This window comes from Acinetobacter lwoffii (assembly GCF_024129855.1).
Lineage (GTDB): Bacteria > Pseudomonadota > Gammaproteobacteria > Pseudomonadales > Moraxellaceae > Acinetobacter > Acinetobacter lwoffii_L.
The window spans coordinates 62,403-80,245 of the sequence record NZ_JAMXXC010000011.1 but is presented as its reverse complement, the minus strand read 5'-3'; the positions used below and the strand labels follow the sequence as shown (position 1 = coordinate 80,245).

Sequence of the window (17,843 nt, the reverse complement as noted above, 5' to 3'; positions counted from 1 at the left end):
GCCCGGTTCTACCGTTTTTCTCGTTGCTATTTTTAAATCGTAGATAAATTCCATTATTTTTTTAAGTTTTTATGGCTTTGACGGCTTATTTAATTTATTTAAAGTTACTTTTCCAGTACAATGACAACGCTTAATCCTGTGCTTTTCTTTCGATCAGATACCGAAAATCAAGCCTTTGCATGCCTTTGAAAATTCGCGTGGCCTATAATTGTAATGACTCAAATTATCCATAACACTATGGAATCTGCTCCGCACATTCGGGTTCTGGATGAATGGCAGGATACAATTCCAGAGGATCTGTACATTCCTCCAGCGGCATTTGAAATCTTATTAGAACATTTTGAAGGCCCACTCGACTTTTTAATTTACCTGATTCAAAAAAACGGTTTTGATCTGTTACAGGTCGATATCGCGCCGATTGCAGCGCAGTATTTGTCTTATATGGACGCGATGAAATCCCTGAACATCGAGCTGACGGCCGACTATATGGTGATGGCAGCCTTACTGGCAGATCTGAAGTCACGTTTGCTGTTACCTAAACCGAAAAGCCTGGCTGCGATTGAACAGGATCCAAAACAAGAACTGATTGACCGTTTAGAAAATTATTTAAGAATTAGACAGGCAGCAGAACGTCTGGGCCAGATGCCGATTCTGGAACGTGACACTTTCACGACCAATGTCAGTCTGGGTGAAATCCAGCAGCCGAATGAAGGCTATTCAAGCGATTTATTGCGTGATGCCTTGCTTTGTATATTTAACCGTCCTGAACCCGTGATTCATCAGGTACAACAGGAACCGGTACTGTTGGAAGAACGGATTGCCTATATTGAAAGTTGTATTGAAACTGGCGACGTACTCAGTTTCAAAGAGTTGTTAAAACCGAGCCAAGGCCGTATGGGTATGGTGGTGACCTTTATGGCGGTACTGGAACTGACCCGACAACAAAAAATTCAGATTATTGCTACAGGTATTGAAGCCCCGCTCGCGATTCAAGGAGCCAGCCAATGACACCCGATCAAAATACGCTGTTATCTGCAGAAGATAATCTGCATGAAGTATTGATGCAGCTTGAAGCCATTATTTTTGCCAGCGACTCTGCGGTTTCATTGGCTCGTCTGAAAGAAACTTTTCAGGATCGCTATAGCAAGCAGGAATTACGCCAGTATTTACAACAACTTTCCATGCTGATGCATGGTCGTTCAATCGAACTGATTGAAACAGCACAAGGTTATCGTTTTCAAGTGCGTGCAAAATATCGTAATATTATTGCACAGACCTGGCCTGAGCGACCGGCTCGCTTGTCGCCTTCATTACTGGAGACGCTTGCGGTGATTGCCTATCACCAGCCAGTGACTCGAGCGGATATTGAACAGATTCGTGGTGTCACGAATAACAGTCAAAACTTGCGTACGCTGTTTGACTGGAACTGGATTAAAGAGTCTGGATTTCGTGAACTCCCTGGAAGACCTGCGTTGTTAATGACAACGCCACAATTTTTAAATGCGTTTGGCCTGAATAGTTTGGGCCAATTGCCTCCCCTGCAGGATGCCAAGGAAGCTTTTATGGCCCTCGATGCGAATGCACCGAAGTCATAAATAGGTGAACTGTTGATAATTATTTCTAAGGTTATGCTGTCATGAGTGAAAAGTTGCAAAAGGTGCTTGCACGCGTTGGTTTGGGTTCTCGCCGTTATATGGAAGAAGTCATTGCCGCGGGTCGTGTAAGTGTCAACGGGCAAATTGCCCAAGTGGGTGAACGAATCGAACCAGGTGATGAGCTTCGCATCGATGGTCGTAAAGTTGCCTTCCAGATTGAAGACGAAATCCGTCGTCGTGTCATTATTTACTACAAGCCTGAAGGCGAGATCTGCTCACGTAGCGATCCTGAAAACCGTCCGACCGTGTTTGAACAGCTGCCTGCTATTCCGGGCGATCGCTGGGTAATGGTGGGTCGTCTGGATATTAACTCGACCGGTCTGCTTTTATTCACAAATGATGGTGAACTTGCGAATCGCTTGATGCACCCATCGAATGAAATCGAACGTGAATATGCAGTTCGTGTCATGGGTGAAGTAACGCCACAAATTCGTAACAACATGCTTAAAGGCGTGGTGCTAGACGATGGTCCGGCAAAATTCGAATCTTTCTCTGAACTGGGCGGTGACGGGATCAACCGTTGGTTCCAGGTCGTGGTGAAAGAAGGTCGTAACCGTGAAGTACGTCGTATCTTTGAATCACAAGGCCTGAAAGTCAGCCGTCTACTGCGTACCCGTTATGGTACTGTGATTTTGCCACGCGAACTGCGTACCGGTCGCTGGATTGAACTGGATAAAAACGATATCGACAACCTGACCAAAGCTGTGGAATTGAAGCCACGTCAAGGTACAGGCTTGTTTGGTATGGCGAAACGCCGTAATGAACGTATGCAGGACAAGCCGATGGCTGCACGCCGTGGCGGTTTCTTGCGTCAGCAACGTCGTGACAGTGATGAGCAACCACAAAATAATACTGGCCGTGAGCGTCGTGATGACAATGCTTATGGTCGTCGTGACAGAGCTGAAAACCAGAATGGCACTCAGTTTGTGCGTCGTGAAAACCGTCCGGATCAAGGCTTTGGTCGTCGTGAAGAGCGTGATGAAAATGCGCCGCGTCGTCCATACGGTATCAACAAAGGCTTTAAAAAGTTTTAATTAAGATAAATAAAAAAAGTCAGGCACATTGCCTGACTTTTTTTATGCCTTATGCATCAGGCACTTTGTGGAATCCCTTGCGGAATGGCACCGAGTAAACGCTTGGTATATTCATGCTGTGGAGATTGATACAATTCATCTGAATTGGCGATTTCCACCAATTCACCATGATTCAGCACCATGATCTGATCTGAAATATATTTCACTACCGACAAATCATGTGAAATAAAGATATAGCTGAGTCCGAATTCATCCTGCAAATCTTGCAGTAAATTCAGCACCTGCGCCTGTACTGAGACATCCAGTGCCGAGACCGATTCATCGCAGATCAAAATCTCAGGCTTTAAGGTCAGGCAACGTGCGATTGCAATCCGCTGACGCTGACCACCGGAAAACTCATGCGGGTAGCGATAAAAAGCCTGAGCAGGCAAGCTGACCCGTTCCAGCAAATCCAGAGCCATTTGTTTGCGTTCGGCATCATCCTGACCAATCTTGTGAATCTGCATCGGTTCCATCAGGATTTGCCCTACGGTAAAGCGCGGATTCAGAGAAGCATAGGGATTCTGGAAAATGATCTGGATTTTACGTTGATACTGGGTAAATTCCTGTTCCGACATGTCCAGAATGTCCCGACCCTGAAACAGTGCCTTACCGCCCGTAGCCTTTTGCAGACGCATCAGCAACAAGCCAATGGTGGTTTTACCCGAACCGGACTCCCCGACCAACCCCAAGGTCTTGCCTTTGGCCAGCTGAAAAGAAACTCCTTTTACTGCTTGAAACTCATCTTTGCCAAACAGTCCTTTACGACTATAAAAAGATTTTTGCAGATCCCGTACATCCAGAATAATTTCCTCTCCGCCCTTTAGTCCACGTGAACGTTGCGGAAGCTGAGTATTCAGACGAATATCTTCCAGCCAGGTTGAACCATCCTGTTTCATAAAATCGCTGATCATCGGCAAACGTAACGGACGTTGCGAGAGTTGCGGGCGGCAGTGCAACAAGGCTTTGGTATACATGTCCTGAGGCCGGTCCAGCACCTCCCGAACCGGACCCTGTTCACGGATTTCCCCATGGCGCATCACAATCACCTGATCGGCAATTTCACCAACCAATGCAAGATCATGGGTAATAAACAGCATCGACATCTGGCGACGCTGACGCAGCGATTCCAGCAAGTCCAGAATCTGCTTTTGAATAGTCACATCCAGGGCTGTGGTCGGTTCATCTGCAATCAACAGTTTAGGTTCACAAGCAATGGCCATGGCAATCATGACGCGTTGCTGCTGTCCACCGGAAAGCTGCCCCGGATAGGCATCAATTTTAGTTTCTGGCGCAGGGATCCCTACTTCTTTGAGCAGTTCCAGGGTACGTTGCCGCGCCTGTTTTTTATTCATGCCCAAATGTAGTTGCAGGATTTCTGCAATCTGCATGCCTACCGTAAATACCGGATTTAGTGAAGACATTGGCTCCTGAAAAATCATGGCAATGTCTTTGCCGCACATCTTGCGCATTTCACGGGTTTTAAGCTTGAGCAGGTTTTTCCCTTCAAAGATGATCTGGCTATCTTCTGAAATACGTGCGCTTTCTGCCGGAAGCAGGCCCATAGTGGCGAGGGAAGTGACCGACTTGCCACTTCCCGATTCGCCTACCAGTGCAACTGTGGTATTGGCCGGAATCTCGAAAGAAACCCCTTTTACAGTCTCAATATATTCTTTATTTTCACCTTTAAAACTGACTCGCAGATTTTCTACGCGAAGTAGCGCAGGTGCTGTGCTTGGATTGATTTCAGACATCGTTGCGCTCCTATTTCAGTTTTGGATCTAATGCATCACGGAGTGCATCGGTAAACATCGAGAAAGCAGTTACCAATACCGCCATGGCGATTGAGGCTGCCGCCAGTTGCCACCATTTACCCAAAATCAGCTCGCTTTGTGCTTCATTTAGCATACTGCCCCATGACACTACCCCGATAGGCACACCGAAACCGAGGAAGCTCAAAATGACTTCGGACTTGATAAATGCCACCACCAGAATAGACATCTGTACCAGGGCAATATGGCTGACATTGGGAAAAATATGGACAAACATACGACGCATATTACTCACGCCAATCGCCTTGGCAGCCAGCACATATTCACGTGCCGTATGCTTCATGTATTCAGCACGAACCAAACGGAAGACCCCGGTCCAGCCAGTCAGACCTAAAATCAGGATGATTGATAAAATACCTTTCTGCTGTAACACTGCGGCAATGGCCAAAACCAGCAACAGATAGGGAATCGAGGTAAAGATATTATAGAACCAGTTTAGGAAATCATCGACCCAACCACCAAAGTAACCTGCTATTGCACCCAGTGCAGTCCCAATCAGTACAGCGACAAAGGCTGCAATCAGTCCAACCAGAATCGAGGTTTCAGCCCCCTTAATGGTTTTCTGTAAAACATCCTGCCCCCATTTATCGGCACCGAAGACCAGACTTTGCTTGAGTTCCCCACTTTCATCCATCAGCTGGCCACCGAGTTCCTGATTAATGGCCTTCATGTCTTCTGCCAGCGGATCGACCACTCCATAATAATCGATGCCTGCACCAGCACCCTGCTCAGCAGCAATTTCAGCATTTAATTCAGCAATGACATCTTTTAAGGGATCAACTGGATTGACCGGTACAGCAACAGATTCTGTACCCTGTTCTGCATCAGATCCAGCCGGAACTGGCGCTGCACTGATAAAACTCGGCGGTGCATAGCTGACCGCCACTTCTTTATTCCAGTCTTTGGCAATTAGGCCGCTCATTGACAGTACCAGCAGCAGCAGATAAAACAGCACCACATACAGGGAAAACATGGCAATCCGGTCACGTTTCAAACGGCGCATGGCCAGTTGCCATAATCCTGTTGAAGCCGATTCAGGTGCTGCTTCAGCCGCTTGTTCTTTTTTAAATATCGCACTCAGCATAATTCACCTACTTCAACTGTACACGCGGATCGACCCATTTATAGATCAGATCGGCAATCAGGTTGAATATCATGGTCGCAGCAGCAACATAGACCGTAATGGCTTTAATCACAGGAAAATCGGAACGTTCTACCGCAATAATGACTTCACGGCCAATTCCAGGAATACCAAAAAAACGTTCAATCAGGAAAGCACCGATCAGCAGTGCTGGAAGTCCTGCCATGACATCGGTAATAATCGGAATCGAGGCATTGCGCAAGACATGCACGCCCATGATACGGTTTTCACCCAGGCCTTTGGCACGCGCAGTACGTACATAGTCCTGATTAACTTCATCCAGTACGAAACTACGATACAGGCGTAGTGTTGGTGCAATACTTACCACCAACATAATCAGCACAGGTAACAAGGCATATTTGAAAAGGTTGTCAGCGAAATTATCACTCCAACCCTGTACCGGGAACCAGCTCAGTTCATAAGCCAGGAAATACTGGAACACGATGATGTAAACCAGAATACTGATCGACATACCGATCGTACACAGCATCATGATCATGCGATCTGTCAAAGAACCACGAACCGAAGCCACACCCAAAGCCAAAATGATAGAAATAATAGTTTGCAGAATGGTCAGTGGAATCAGAATGGTCAGTGAGGGCCCCAAACGGGTGGTGATAATCTGTGCCACCGATTCTCCGGTACTCCAGCTCACCCCATAATCAAAGGTTAAAATCTGCTTGATAAAGATCCAGAGTTGTACGTAATACGGTTGATCCACACCCAGTTGCTGACGGATGTTTTCAATCTGTTCCGCATTGGCCATTTTACCGGCCAGAATATAGGCAGGGTCTCCGCCTACCCAGTTAAACAGCAGGAAAATCAGCAAAATCACCCCGAGCATGGTCGGGATCATTTGCCAAAGCCGTCGAATAATATATGCCAGCATCGCTTGCCTTCCTTAATTTTTTCCAGAGATTTCATTAAAGAAAGCTTTGCTGTCCGGATCACGACCCAAGAAGTCTTTCACCATTTGCTCGCCATGCTTTTGTCCGCCTTGGGCCAGGACCGTATTGCGATAATGCGCACCGACTTTCTTGTCCATCAGCTGATCGCCAAAGGAGGAAAGCATATCCAGGGCAATGACCTCAGACCACATATAGCTGTAGTAACCCGCCTGATAGCCGCCCATCAGATGCCCGAACTGTCCCGGGAATTGCTGACCGTTAACATAACCCAAGGCAGTTTTACCTTCCATATCCTGCCAGAGTTTTAAAGGCTCAATGTTTTTTGCATCTTTACCATGCAAGGCCATATCATATTGGGCATATAAAGCCTGACGGGCATAATGCAGGCCTCGGCCGTAATTCTTCACATTCTTTAAGCGCTCGGTCATGGCAGCATCCACCCGAGGACATGCCGGCTCACAGTAATCTGCTACTTTTGACAAGGTTTCCAGACGGCGTGCCCACTCTTCATACATCTGTGATGGTGCTTCTACAAAGTCACGCTCTACCGAGGTACCAGACTGTTCTGTATAGCGGGTCTTCGAAAGAATCCCGTGCAAGGCATGACCCATTTCATGCACAAAGGTTTCCAGTTCATTGCTGTTCAAGCCCTTACGGTTAAAATTGGTCACCAGTACCGATACCGGACGACGCTGATTCAGGGTACTGCCGCCATAAGCTCCCCAGACAGCTGCATGCCCATATTTGCCTTCACGCGGGTATTTATCAACATATAATCCGCCCAGGAATTCGCCCGTAGCCTTGTCATGTACCGCATAATATTCCACTTCATCATGCCAGGCCTTGACTTTCACCGGCTTGAACTCAATGCCATAGAGTTCCGAAGAAATAGAGAATAACCATTTTTGCGATGCTTCTGTCGGGAAATAATCCCGCAATTTTTCCTGGTCTACCTTGTATTTGGCCTGACGCAGTTTTTCACTCCAATAACCCTGATTCCAGCGTGTAATTTCTGCTTTCTCTAACGGAACTTTTAAAGTTTCAGCCTTGAACTGGCGTAATTGTTCTACATCCTGCTTTTCTAGAGGTGCAACTTTGGCATAAACCTCATCCAGAAAACCGTTCACTGCTTCCGGAGTTTTGGCCATGCGGAATTCAAGCGCAGAATGGGCATAGCTTTCCTTGTCAAAAAGTTGTGCCATTTCATAACGCAGATCAATGGCCTTTTTCATGAATTGCAGGTTTTGTTCAGTCCCGCGACGCGTGTAAGCGGTCTGGTAACGTTTGCGTGCTTCATCACTTTCTGCCAGCTCCATAAAAGGCTGATATTCCGGATAATCAAAGCCAAGCAGATAATTGCCCTTTTCATTTTTCTTTAAATTTGCGACGTAACTTTCTGGCAGGCCTTTCATTTCAGCTGGAGTAAATTCAACTTTTTCAGGGTTATCCCGCACATTTTTGGAAAAATCCTGTCCTAGTTTGGTACTTTCTTCAATAATTTCTTTCAGTCGTTTCTGTTTTTCTGCACTGAGTTGTACCCCGGTGTTCTCAAACTGCTCCAGAATATCTTCTAAAAATTTCTGATCAATCGGATCGCTGGCTTTCAGTTTTTTGAACTGTCCATACAGTTTCGGATTCTGATACAGGGTGGTCTGGTATTTGCTGATTTTAAGTTCACAGTCATCGGCTGCCTGACGCAATGCAGGATCCGGATCGACATTACTATATAGTCCCACTGCTGCACCGAAATCACGGGCTTTGGCATGCAATTCATCCCATTCAGCCAGATAAGGTCCTGCCTTGGCTTTATCTTTAATTTTTTTATTTTCAAATATCTGGATATCTTTTTGCATGGAAGCCAGACTGGCATCACATAAAGACGGAATTTCTGCAGCCTTGAACAATTGCAACAGCTGTACTTGGGTATCTGCCGCTACACCTTGATATCCCCCCATTATCATTAAACATAAGGTACTTAATTTTAAAGACTTTGATTTCATATTCATCTCCAGATTTTTTCTTACTTTTTCGTATTAATATCGATATACATCCATTCTGAAGACAGAATCGGATGAGACTTATGTCCAATAATTTGGGGTTGGGTCAAGGCGTTACGGTAGGTGCTATAGAGCATCAGGGTTGGCATGTTGACTTCGAGAATCCTGGTCATTTTGCGATAGAGCAGATCACGCTCCGGACCTGGCGGCATGCTCTGGGTTTGCTCGTAAAGACGGTCAAATTCAGGATGCTTGAAACAGGCATTGTTGGTGACATTGACATTCTTGCCATAGAACAGCTGCATAAAATTGTCGGCATCCGGATAATCGGCAATCCATGCAGAACTCTTGAACATGGTTTTACATTGCTTTTCCAGCTTGATGCCTTCAGCAAATGGCATGGCCTTACTGGTCAGCTGAATATGGATACTGTCCAGGGTCTTTTTCCAGAATTCACCCTGCTGCTGGCCCCGACTGGTATTCCCAGTAATCAGTTCAATCACTAGAGGTTTACCTTCAGGCGTCTTGCGCCAGCCATCTGCACCGATCTTGTAGTTATAGCGGTCGAGCAACATGTTGGCTGCTTTGACTGAATAGGGAATACTGCTTTTATAGGACGGTGAATAGCCTGCTACTCCTGGGGGAATAGGCATGTGGAGTTTTGCTCCATCTCCCTTAAGTAATACATTGATCATGTTTTCCACGGAAAATGCCATCGCCATGGCACGACGTAAGGCAATTTTTTCTGGCGCGAAACCACCCACGACCGGGTTTTGCATATTCCAGTAATGATAACTAATGGAGGGCTCTAAAATACGTGACAGCTTCACCCCCTGCTGAGCCAGCTCAGGCTTTAATTTATCGCCATCGAGGGCCTGAACGACGATATCACCCTCAATTTCGAGCAAGTCCAGTTCATTTTTCTTAAATGCCAGCATTCGTGATTGCGCTTCTTCAATAATACGCACATCAATAGTGCCGATTTGAGGCATTTTTTTGCCCTGCATGGCTTTTACAATGGCCTGATCTTCTGCACCACTGGCTTTAAAGTCCCAGACAAAACCACGATAAGCTGGATTTGGTTTTAAGATCATCCGTGAGCCTGGTGTCCAGCGGCTGAGCACATAAGGACCAGTTCCCACTGGCCTATTCATGACCCAACCTGCTTTGTCTTTATATTTTTCAATCACTTCACGAGCCACTGCAGCGGCAGGCCCATGTGCCAGCAACATCGGAAAGTTCTGATCCGGATTATTCAGCTTTAATACCAGGGTATAGCGGTCTGGGGTCTGAATACCTTCAAACGGATTTTCATAGGCTTTGCCATTCTTTTTGGTTAGGGCCATCCATGCGTCCAGCCCTTTAATTCGACCATCCAGCAACCAGCTGTTCGGTGAATGCAGCTTTGGGTCCAGTAGACGTTTCAAGCTATAAGCATAGTCATACGAGGTCAGTTCACGTTTTTTACCGCCGAAGACCGGATCATCGGCAAAGTAAATACCCTTTTTGATTTTGATGGTATAAGTCAAACCGTCTGCACTCACTTGAGGCAGACTTACTGCAGTCAAGGGTATCAGTTTCGCTGGCGAGGCCAGATAGTCATAGGTAAATAAGGTCTCAAAAATCGCGGCATTAATCTTGGCTGAATAACGGTCATGGATATAACCCGGATCAAAACCGGTTTCAGCCGCCGGAAATACTGTTTTTAAAACCTTATTCGGGTTGGCAGGATTGCTGGCCCATGTCGGTGCACTCCCTGCCATCATCAAACCAGCCATTAACACCCCACTGGCCAGTTTTTTTAAAGTATTTTTATTCACATTCATACTGGTTCTTAATCTTCTCAGGTTATTTTTTAACAGGTTCAATATCCATATATTGCCAAACTGCTCTGGTCACCGGATGGGCCTTAAAGCCCTGTACATGCGGATGAACCAACCAGTTACGTATCCGGGTATTGTGCAGAATCCACGGATTATCGGCCTCCATCTGGCGGTTCATCTGCTCATAATATGGAGTCCGCTGCTGCGGCGGCAGTTTCATCGCAGTCTGGTACAATGCGTCATAGGCTTTTGAGGTATAGCAACTCAGGTTGCCTTGCTGCGCATTTGGCCCATACAGTAACTGGGCAAAGTTTTCCCCTTCCGGATAGTCCGCAATCCAGGCTCCACCCCACATCATATGCTTGCATTGGGTGGCTTCTTTTAAATTGTCAGCAAAATTACTGACCTTGAAATCAATTCGTACCCCGATCGCATCCAGATTCTTTTTCCATAATTCTGCAGAAATCACCGAAGAGCTTGAACTGGTTGAATTCATTTTTAGTATCAAAGGTTTACCATCGGGCAAGGTGCGGTAACCATCAGCGCCTTTCTTATAACCAAAGCGGTCAAGCAGTTTATTGGCCAGTAATGGGTTATAAGCAATACTGCTTTTATACTTCGGGTCATGTCCACCCACTCCCTCTGGCAAAATCATTTCAGCTTTATCGGCATGACCTTTGTACAGCTGCTGGATAGCTTCTTTCTGGTTATAGGACAAGGCAAGAGCACGACGTAAGGCAATTTTTTCCAGTGAATTTCCACCAATTAACGGATCACGCATATTCATGATGGTATAGGTAATTTCCGGTTCTTTATTCGGATAATGCAGGATGCCTTTTTTCTTGTATTCACTTTTCAGCTGCTTATTTTCCAGTGCCTGTTCGGCACCGCTCGCAGTGAGTTTGTCATAGTCCAGTTGTCCAGACTTTAAAGCCAGCCAGCGAGACTGTTCTTCTTCAATAATACTGATTTTGACCTTGCCAATTTGCGGCATCTGCTTGCCTTGCATGGCTTTGACAATACGTTGATCCCATTCGGAACCATCGCCCTTAAAGTTCCAGACAAAACCACGATAATTCGGGTTGGCAGTCAGTTCAATACGGCTACGCGGCACATATTTGTGTAACTGATACGCCCCTGTTCCAACCGGATGCTGACCTGCCCGATGACCATAATGTTCGATCGCTTCCCGTGCGGTACCACTAAAAGCAACATAGGCCAGAATATATGGAAAATTCAGATCGGAACGGGTCAAGGTGATTTGTAAAGTATATTTATCTAGTGCTTTTAAACCGGGAATAGGCGCATCGTAGTTGAACTTGCCAGTTTTTTTAGCCTGCTGGATGACCTGATCTGCCCCAAGAATTTTTCCCTCAATAAAAGAAAAAGACGGAGAATGATTTGTGGGATCCATGATCCTTTGCATGGAGTAGATATAATCACGTGCCACCAGTTCACGCTTCTTGCCCTGAAATACAGGATCAGGACTAAAATAAATTCCTGGCTTGATTTTAAAGGTATAGACTTTGCCATCCTGTTCAACCTTGGGTAAGGATTCGGCGGTATTTGGTACCAGAATTGCCGGCCGCGCCAGATAGTCATAACGCAATAAAGGTTCAAAAATGGCTTCAGCAACGCTACCACTATAAAAATTATAGGTTTTGACCATATCAAAACCATCATCAGGTGCTTCGAAAGCCAAGTTTAAAACTTTATCCGGATGTGCAGATGATTTTGCCCAAGAGGCTTGCCCCGTAGTCATGGCCAAGGCCAAAATTGTCATGCTGAAAAGTGCTGATTTCAAATTTGTACCTATTCTTGATCTTGAAGTTTTATTGCTATAGGAAGTCTTTAACACATCATCCCATATTTGCTTCAATGGATGGGTCAAAGCTGGACAGATGGAATAAAATGAACAAAGCGAATTTCATGCCATCCTCGAAAAATAACGATTTTTTCCTGTTATTAACTCAAAAAAGCTTATTTTTATTAATCATTTAAAACATTATCAATAACATAATATTTTCCATGAATCATTAATTTAATATTTATTCTTAAAATCTAGCTCCAAGCCTAGTCTGCACAAAAATAACTCAACCCTGTTTCATCTTATTGCACTATTGTATACCTTTAGGTAAACAATAAATAAACACAAGTACTTGTATTATAAATAATTTATTTTAAAAAAATATTATATATTTTATGTAAAAATTATGCACCATGATTAAACTTTATTCAATTTCTCTTTCAGTTTTAGATTCCTTTCTTATTCATTAAATATTTATTTTTTACTTTCTCATGGTTTCCTATAGAGACTTTCTTCAGATTTTAAACCCCACTCTCTTAATTTTTCTTCATCAAAACTTAGTAAATCTCCAAAAAAATCAAATTAAATATAATTTTTTCAATCACTTAATATTTTTTAAAATTAATAATTTATAAGTTGGCATTCGCTTTGCTTAAGTCCTCCCAGCACTACTTCACATAACAAAAGGGTGAAAATTACGATGAAAATAAACAAACTAGTCGGATCTATGGGGGCTCCAACAGTTGGCAAGACAATACTCAAGTTAAGTACGCTTACCTTAAGTATGATGTGCTTGTCTTTGGCACATGCAGCCGATGAACCAGAAAACTCTGCCGCTCAACCTACCAAGGTTCAAAAAGTGACAGTGACAGGTTCATCTATTAAAGGAGTAGCTGCACAAAGTGCATCTCCTATTACTGTGCTTAAAGTCGAAGATCTGGTGAATCAGGGGGTCACCACGGTTGAAGAAGCAATTAATAAAGTAAGTGCTAACCAAGCTGGTTTTGCTGTTTCTCAAAATATTGGTAAAAGTAATACTTCAGGTTCTTCTGCCAACCTGCGTGGGATTGGTACTGATAAGACCTTAGTTTTATTAAATGGGCGTCGTTTGGCGAATAGCCCATTTAGTACTTCTGAAGTCAACCTGAATATTATTCCACTCGCGATGGTTGAGCGAATCGAGATTCTGCGCGATGGCGCTTCTGCGGTTTATGGTGCTGATGCAATTGCTGGGGTAATTAACTTTATTATCAAAAAAGAATACCAAGGTTTTGGTATTTCTGGTGGACTGCAAGCACCTGAAGAAAAAAATGGCGACAAATATGATGTCTCTATTTTCGGTGGTTATGGTGATCTGGATGAACAAGGTTTCAACGTTTACGGTGTAGTCGATTATCGTACTTCTGACATGATCATGGCCAAAGATCGTAAAGTCAGCCGTCGTGGTGGTTTGATTCCTGAACTCAACATGGCGATTGGTTCCGGTTCGGGCTTTCCTGCTAACTTGCAATCTTCAAGTCTAGGCATCGTTAACCCTTATATCAATCAGAACTGTAATAATGCCCCGAATATGTTTATCTCAGGTAGTCGCTGCCTGTTAAATACTCAAGCACTTATTGGCATTACCCCAGATGAAGAAACCTTTTCTGCTTTAGCCAAAGGTACATTCAAATTAACCGATTCATTAAATGCCGTTGCTGAATATATTTATACCGAAAGTGAAGTGACAACTTCAATTGCTCCAGATGTATGGGCTGGAACCCTTTCTATTCCAAATACCAGCAAATATTACCCTGGCCAAGGTATTACCCCAGGTATTGCGGGTCTTGCAGATTCAAGAGTCCCACTTTTTTTACGTTCACAGTCAGGTAACCGTGTTTCTCAATCAGTGAATGAATCAAACCGGTTCTTTGTCGGGATTGAAGGTGAAGTTGCAGGTTGGGATCTAAATGGTGGCGTAACCTATGCCAAAGGTGAAGCAACCGACAATTTCGTAAGTGGCTATCTGAACCAGAGCCAAGTTCAAGCTGCGCTCAATGATGGCACATTAAACCCATTTGGTCCTCAGGCAGCTGCAGATGCTGGAAAATGGTCAACCTTTGATGCAGTTGGTCCTACAAATATGGCAAGCCTGGATTCTACCACTGTAGATTTCACTGTCAGCCGTCCGATCTATGAACTTCCTGCAGGTGAAGTTGGATTTGCATTAGGCGGAAGCTTTACAACCCAGGACTGGGAAGCCAAAGTGAATGCTGATCTTGTTCGCCAGGTTCCAGGAAGTGGTATTGACCCGGACAAGCCTTCAAGCTCCGGTGACCGCGATATTACTGCAGTATTTACAGAATTGCACATTCCGATCTTGCCGAGTTTAGAAGCTCAACTTGCAGCACGTTATGATGACTATAGTGACTTTGGTGACACTTTCAATCCAAAAGTATCTCTACGTTGGGAACCACTGAAAGAACTGATGTTCCGTAGCTCTTATAGCACTGGATTCCGTGCCCCAAGTATGTGGGAAATCAACTCTTTACAAAGTGAAACCAATACTAGCACTAACTTCAATAACCCACGTTTTTGTGATGCTAACGGTCAACCGACCAGCACCCAATTTGCAGACCAATGTGGTATGCAGTTCAAGCGTAAACAAGGTGGTAACCCAGACTTACAGCCAGAAGAATCAACCTCTTTTACAGCCGGATTCGTATATGAACCAATCAAGAATCTGGTATTCACCGCTGATTACTACAATATTGACATTGAAGGTTTAGTCAGCTCAGTTACTCCTAATGACATTTTTAATGACCTTGATCGCTATGGCAATCTGATCGTTTACGCTCCAGATGGTCGTATCCAGTATTTAAATACAACTCTACAAAATATGGGTGGATTAAAAACTGAAGGGATTGACCTCAGCCTGAACTACTTAAGCCCAATGACAGCAACAGGCCGTTTTGGTTTTGGGATTGATGGTACCTATGTCATCAAAATGGATGAGCAAGAAGAACCAAACGGTGAATGGGAAGGGCTCGTCGGCATCTATGATGATCCTGCAGTCGTCCGCTGGAGACATATTGCCAATATCAACTGGTCTTATGAAGACTGGAAAATGAGACTAGAACAACAATATATCCGTGGTTATGAAGACTTTTCTCAAGAACGTGATGTAAGTGCCTATACGCTTTATAACTTTGCAGGCACCTATAGCGGATTCAAGAATTTAGAGCTAACTGCAGGTATTCGCAACATGTTTGATGCAGAACCACCTGCTTCTGATGCAACCAACAATGCTCAATATGGCTATGACCCTCGTCACGGTGATCCAATGGGCCGTACCTACTTCCTACGTGGTACTTATAAATTCTTTTAATTAATTACTTCGCAAACACTGCTGCCAAGCGGTGTTTGCGGTTTTCCCCGTTTAATTTTAGCCAAACAAAAAATAATGCTGCCTGTAACTAAAAAAATTTTCTCATCAGTGCACTATTTCCTGTTTGTCTTAAATTCTAGGAGTCATGATGGGCACAAAGTTTGAAGACTTAGAAAAAAACTCCGCCAAAAAACTGACTGGTATTGGGGTCGTTGTTTTTTTGCATATCCTGGTTGGCCTGGTACTCATGGCTGGTATGGCAAAAGACATTATTAAACCAACGGAACAGCCAGTTGAGCTAATGATTATTCAAGATATTAAGCCGCCTGAACCTGAGCCACCAAAAGAAACACCACCTGAACCACCAAAAATCGTGGAAAAAGTAGCACAAGTGCCTGAGGTGAAACCGGTTGAAAAAGTCGTTCCTGTACAGAAAACACTTCCAACACCAACCCAACCGACAACTGTTGCAGTACCTACTCCCGTTGCAGCGAGTCCTTCACCAAGTCCGGTAGCAGCACCGGCTCCAGTAGTCGCAGCCGCTCCAGCCCCAGCTCCTCCACCCGCTGGCGTAACTCGTGGTGTTTCACAAGGTGAAGCAGGTTGTAAACGCCCAGACTATCCACGTGATGCACTGATGAATGAAGAACAAGGTGAAGTCTTGATCTCTGTATATGTAAATACCACCGGCAAGGTCCAGGATGCCAAAGTGAAAAAGTCGAGCGGTAGTCGTGCGCTGGATCGTGCAGCATCCAAGGCCTTCAGCTTATGTACTTTCAAGCCGGCAATGAAAAATGGCGAACCGCAAGAATCTTGGTATGACATTCCATATGAATTTGTCCTTGACTAACAGATACAACAGATAAAGAAAAAAATCAGGAGATCCATGATGAAAAAATCACTAAAACCTTTAAAAAATATGACTGCTGCTGGTGTAATTGCCATGAGCACTTTATTACCTCTGCAAACAGTTTTTGCAGAACAGTCCGCTACCCCCAATACCAGTGCTGTCACTGAAACAGTGGTAACAACACCTGCAACAGCGGCTACACCGACCCCGCCACCACTGCCTGCTGAAGCTAGCGATGAAAAAGCTGGATACAATCCTTATGGCCTAGAAGCCATGTGGAAAGAAGGTGATATTGTTTCTAAAATCACTTTGTTTATTCTGGTGGTCATGTCGATCGGTACCTGGTACATCATGATCAGCAAATGCCTGCAACAAGGCAAGATTCGCAAACAGGCTAAGCAAGCTGAAAATACTTTCTGGGAATCATCTTCTCTAGATAATGCAACCGAGAATCTGGATGAAGCCAGCGTCTACCGTTTTATTGCGGAAAAAGGTATCAAGTCAACCAAAAATCATGGTGGCACATTACTTGAGCGTATTGATTTCAATACCTGGGTCACCATTTCGATTTCCCGTGCAATCGACAAAATCCAGAACCATCTGAGTGGTGGCCTGGCCTTCCTTGCGACAGTAGGTTCTACTGCGCCCTTTGTTGGCCTGTTTGGTACGGTTTGGGGTATCTATCACGCACTTACCGCGATTGGTGTTTCAGGACAAGCATCCATTGATAAAGTTGCCGGCCCAGTCGGTGAAGCACTGATCATGACAGCCATCGGTCTGGCAGTCGCAGTTCCTGCCGTGCTTGGCTACAACTGGTTAACGCGTCGTAATAAAGCGGTCATGGAAGAAGTCCGTACCTTTGGTTCTGATTTACACGCGGTATTACTCAGCGGTGAAATTACAACCAATAATTCTGTTAATCGTGACGTGAAGTAAGAGTGAGGCATCAGCCATGGGAATGATGGTCAATTCAAACGACAGCGATGATGAGGTAATTGGAACCATTAATACCACACCTTTGGTTGATATTATGCTGGTTCTGCTCATTATCTTCCTGATTACTGTACCGGTTGCCATTCATACCGTACCTGTCGATCTGCCTGAAGAAAGAAATGTACCGTATGAAACCAAACAGGAAAACATCCAGCTGGCTGTCAATAAAACTGGCGATATTTTCTGGAACGAAATTTATATTGCAGATAAAACAGTTTTACTGAGCCGTTTACAGGCAGAAGCACAGAAACGTCCGCAGCCTGAAGTGCATATTCGTGGTGATCAGTTAACACCTTATGAAGCAATTGATCAGGTGATTAGTACCACCCAACAGGCCGGTATTGGCAAAATTGCTTTTGTCACCACTCCGCCCGCTACACCTTAAGCACAAAGAAGG

The 17,843-nt window shown here is 44.6% G+C and carries 13 protein-coding genes; 7 read left to right on the top strand and 6 right to left on the bottom strand.

The features are described from left to right. Positions 1–213: 213 nt before the first annotated feature. Genes NI465_RS09935 through rluB form a run of 3 tightly spaced genes read left to right on the top strand, consistent with a single transcriptional unit; the run spans position 214 to position 2,689 of the window. On the top strand, positions 214–1,008 hold the full coding sequence (locus NI465_RS09935) for a segregation and condensation protein A (protein WP_005251098.1): 795 nt from the start codon (positions 214–216) through the stop codon (positions 1,006–1,008). After that, on the top strand, positions 1,005–1,595 hold the full coding sequence (gene scpB / locus NI465_RS09930) for an SMC-Scp complex subunit ScpB (protein WP_005251096.1): 591 nt from the start codon (positions 1,005–1,007) through the stop codon (positions 1,593–1,595). The genes NI465_RS09935 and scpB overlap by 4 nt, the downstream gene beginning before the upstream one ends. A gap of 41 nt (positions 1,596–1,636) precedes the next feature. Beyond that, complete coding sequence (rluB, locus tag NI465_RS09925) at positions 1,637–2,689, top strand: 23S rRNA pseudouridine(2605) synthase RluB (RefSeq protein WP_004646093.1); 1,053 nt, start codon at positions 1,637–1,639, stop codon at positions 2,687–2,689. A 56-nt stretch (positions 2,690–2,745) separates the two neighbouring features. Here the strand turns inward: rluB and NI465_RS09920 are convergent, their stop codons facing one another. From NI465_RS09920 to NI465_RS09895, 6 genes are read right to left on the bottom strand one after another with little or no spacing between them, the layout of a single operon-like run. Further along, the gene (locus NI465_RS09920) at positions 2,746–4,482 is read right to left on the bottom strand and encodes an ABC transporter ATP-binding protein (protein ID WP_005262511.1); all 1,737 of its coding nucleotides are present in this window, start codon (positions 4,480–4,482) and stop codon (positions 2,746–2,748) included. Between the two features lie 10 nt (positions 4,483–4,492). Beyond that, complete coding sequence (locus tag NI465_RS09915) at positions 4,493–5,644, bottom strand: ABC transporter permease (protein ID WP_253145154.1); 1,152 nt, start codon at positions 5,642–5,644, stop codon at positions 4,493–4,495. A gap of 7 nt (positions 5,645–5,651) precedes the next feature. After that, positions 5,652–6,590 carry an ABC transporter permease gene (locus tag NI465_RS09910; RefSeq protein ID WP_004279216.1) on the bottom strand — a complete coding sequence of 313 codons (939 nt, stop codon included), beginning with the start codon at positions 6,588–6,590 and terminating at the stop codon, positions 5,652–5,654. A gap of 12 nt (positions 6,591–6,602) precedes the next feature. Continuing rightward, complete coding sequence (locus NI465_RS09905) at positions 6,603–8,609, bottom strand: M3 family metallopeptidase (RefSeq protein ID WP_253145152.1); 2,007 nt, start codon at positions 8,607–8,609, stop codon at positions 6,603–6,605. Positions 8,610–8,629: 20 nt separating this feature from the next. Continuing rightward, the gene (locus tag NI465_RS09900; RefSeq protein WP_253145151.1) at positions 8,630–10,432 is read right to left on the bottom strand and encodes an ABC transporter substrate-binding protein; all 1,803 of its coding nucleotides are present in this window, start codon (positions 10,430–10,432) and stop codon (positions 8,630–8,632) included. 22 nt (positions 10,433–10,454) lie between these two features. Next, on the bottom strand, positions 10,455–12,212 hold the full coding sequence (locus NI465_RS09895; RefSeq protein WP_253145149.1) for an ABC transporter substrate-binding protein: 1,758 nt from the start codon (positions 12,210–12,212) through the stop codon (positions 10,455–10,457). 724 nt (positions 12,213–12,936) lie between these two features. On the opposite strand from NI465_RS09895, the gene NI465_RS09890 reads away from it, so the two are divergent. From NI465_RS09890 to NI465_RS09875, 4 genes are all read left to right on the top strand, one after another. Further along, entirely contained in the window at positions 12,937–15,603 is a 2,667-nt protein-coding gene (locus NI465_RS09890; RefSeq protein WP_180181098.1) for a TonB-dependent receptor, read from the top strand. Between the two features lie 148 nt (positions 15,604–15,751). Next, positions 15,752–16,453 (top strand): energy transducer TonB, encoded by a 702-nt coding sequence (locus tag NI465_RS09885; RefSeq protein WP_004646084.1) that lies wholly within the window; start codon positions 15,752–15,754, stop codon positions 16,451–16,453. A gap of 36 nt (positions 16,454–16,489) precedes the next feature. Next, positions 16,490–17,389, top strand: coding sequence for a MotA/TolQ/ExbB proton channel family protein (locus NI465_RS09880; protein ID WP_155757262.1), 900 nt, complete (start codon positions 16,490–16,492; stop codon positions 17,387–17,389). A 16-nt stretch (positions 17,390–17,405) separates the two neighbouring features. Next, complete coding sequence (locus tag NI465_RS09875) at positions 17,406–17,831, top strand: ExbD/TolR family protein (protein ID WP_005251074.1); 426 nt, start codon at positions 17,406–17,408, stop codon at positions 17,829–17,831. Positions 17,832–17,843 lie beyond the last annotated feature (12 nt).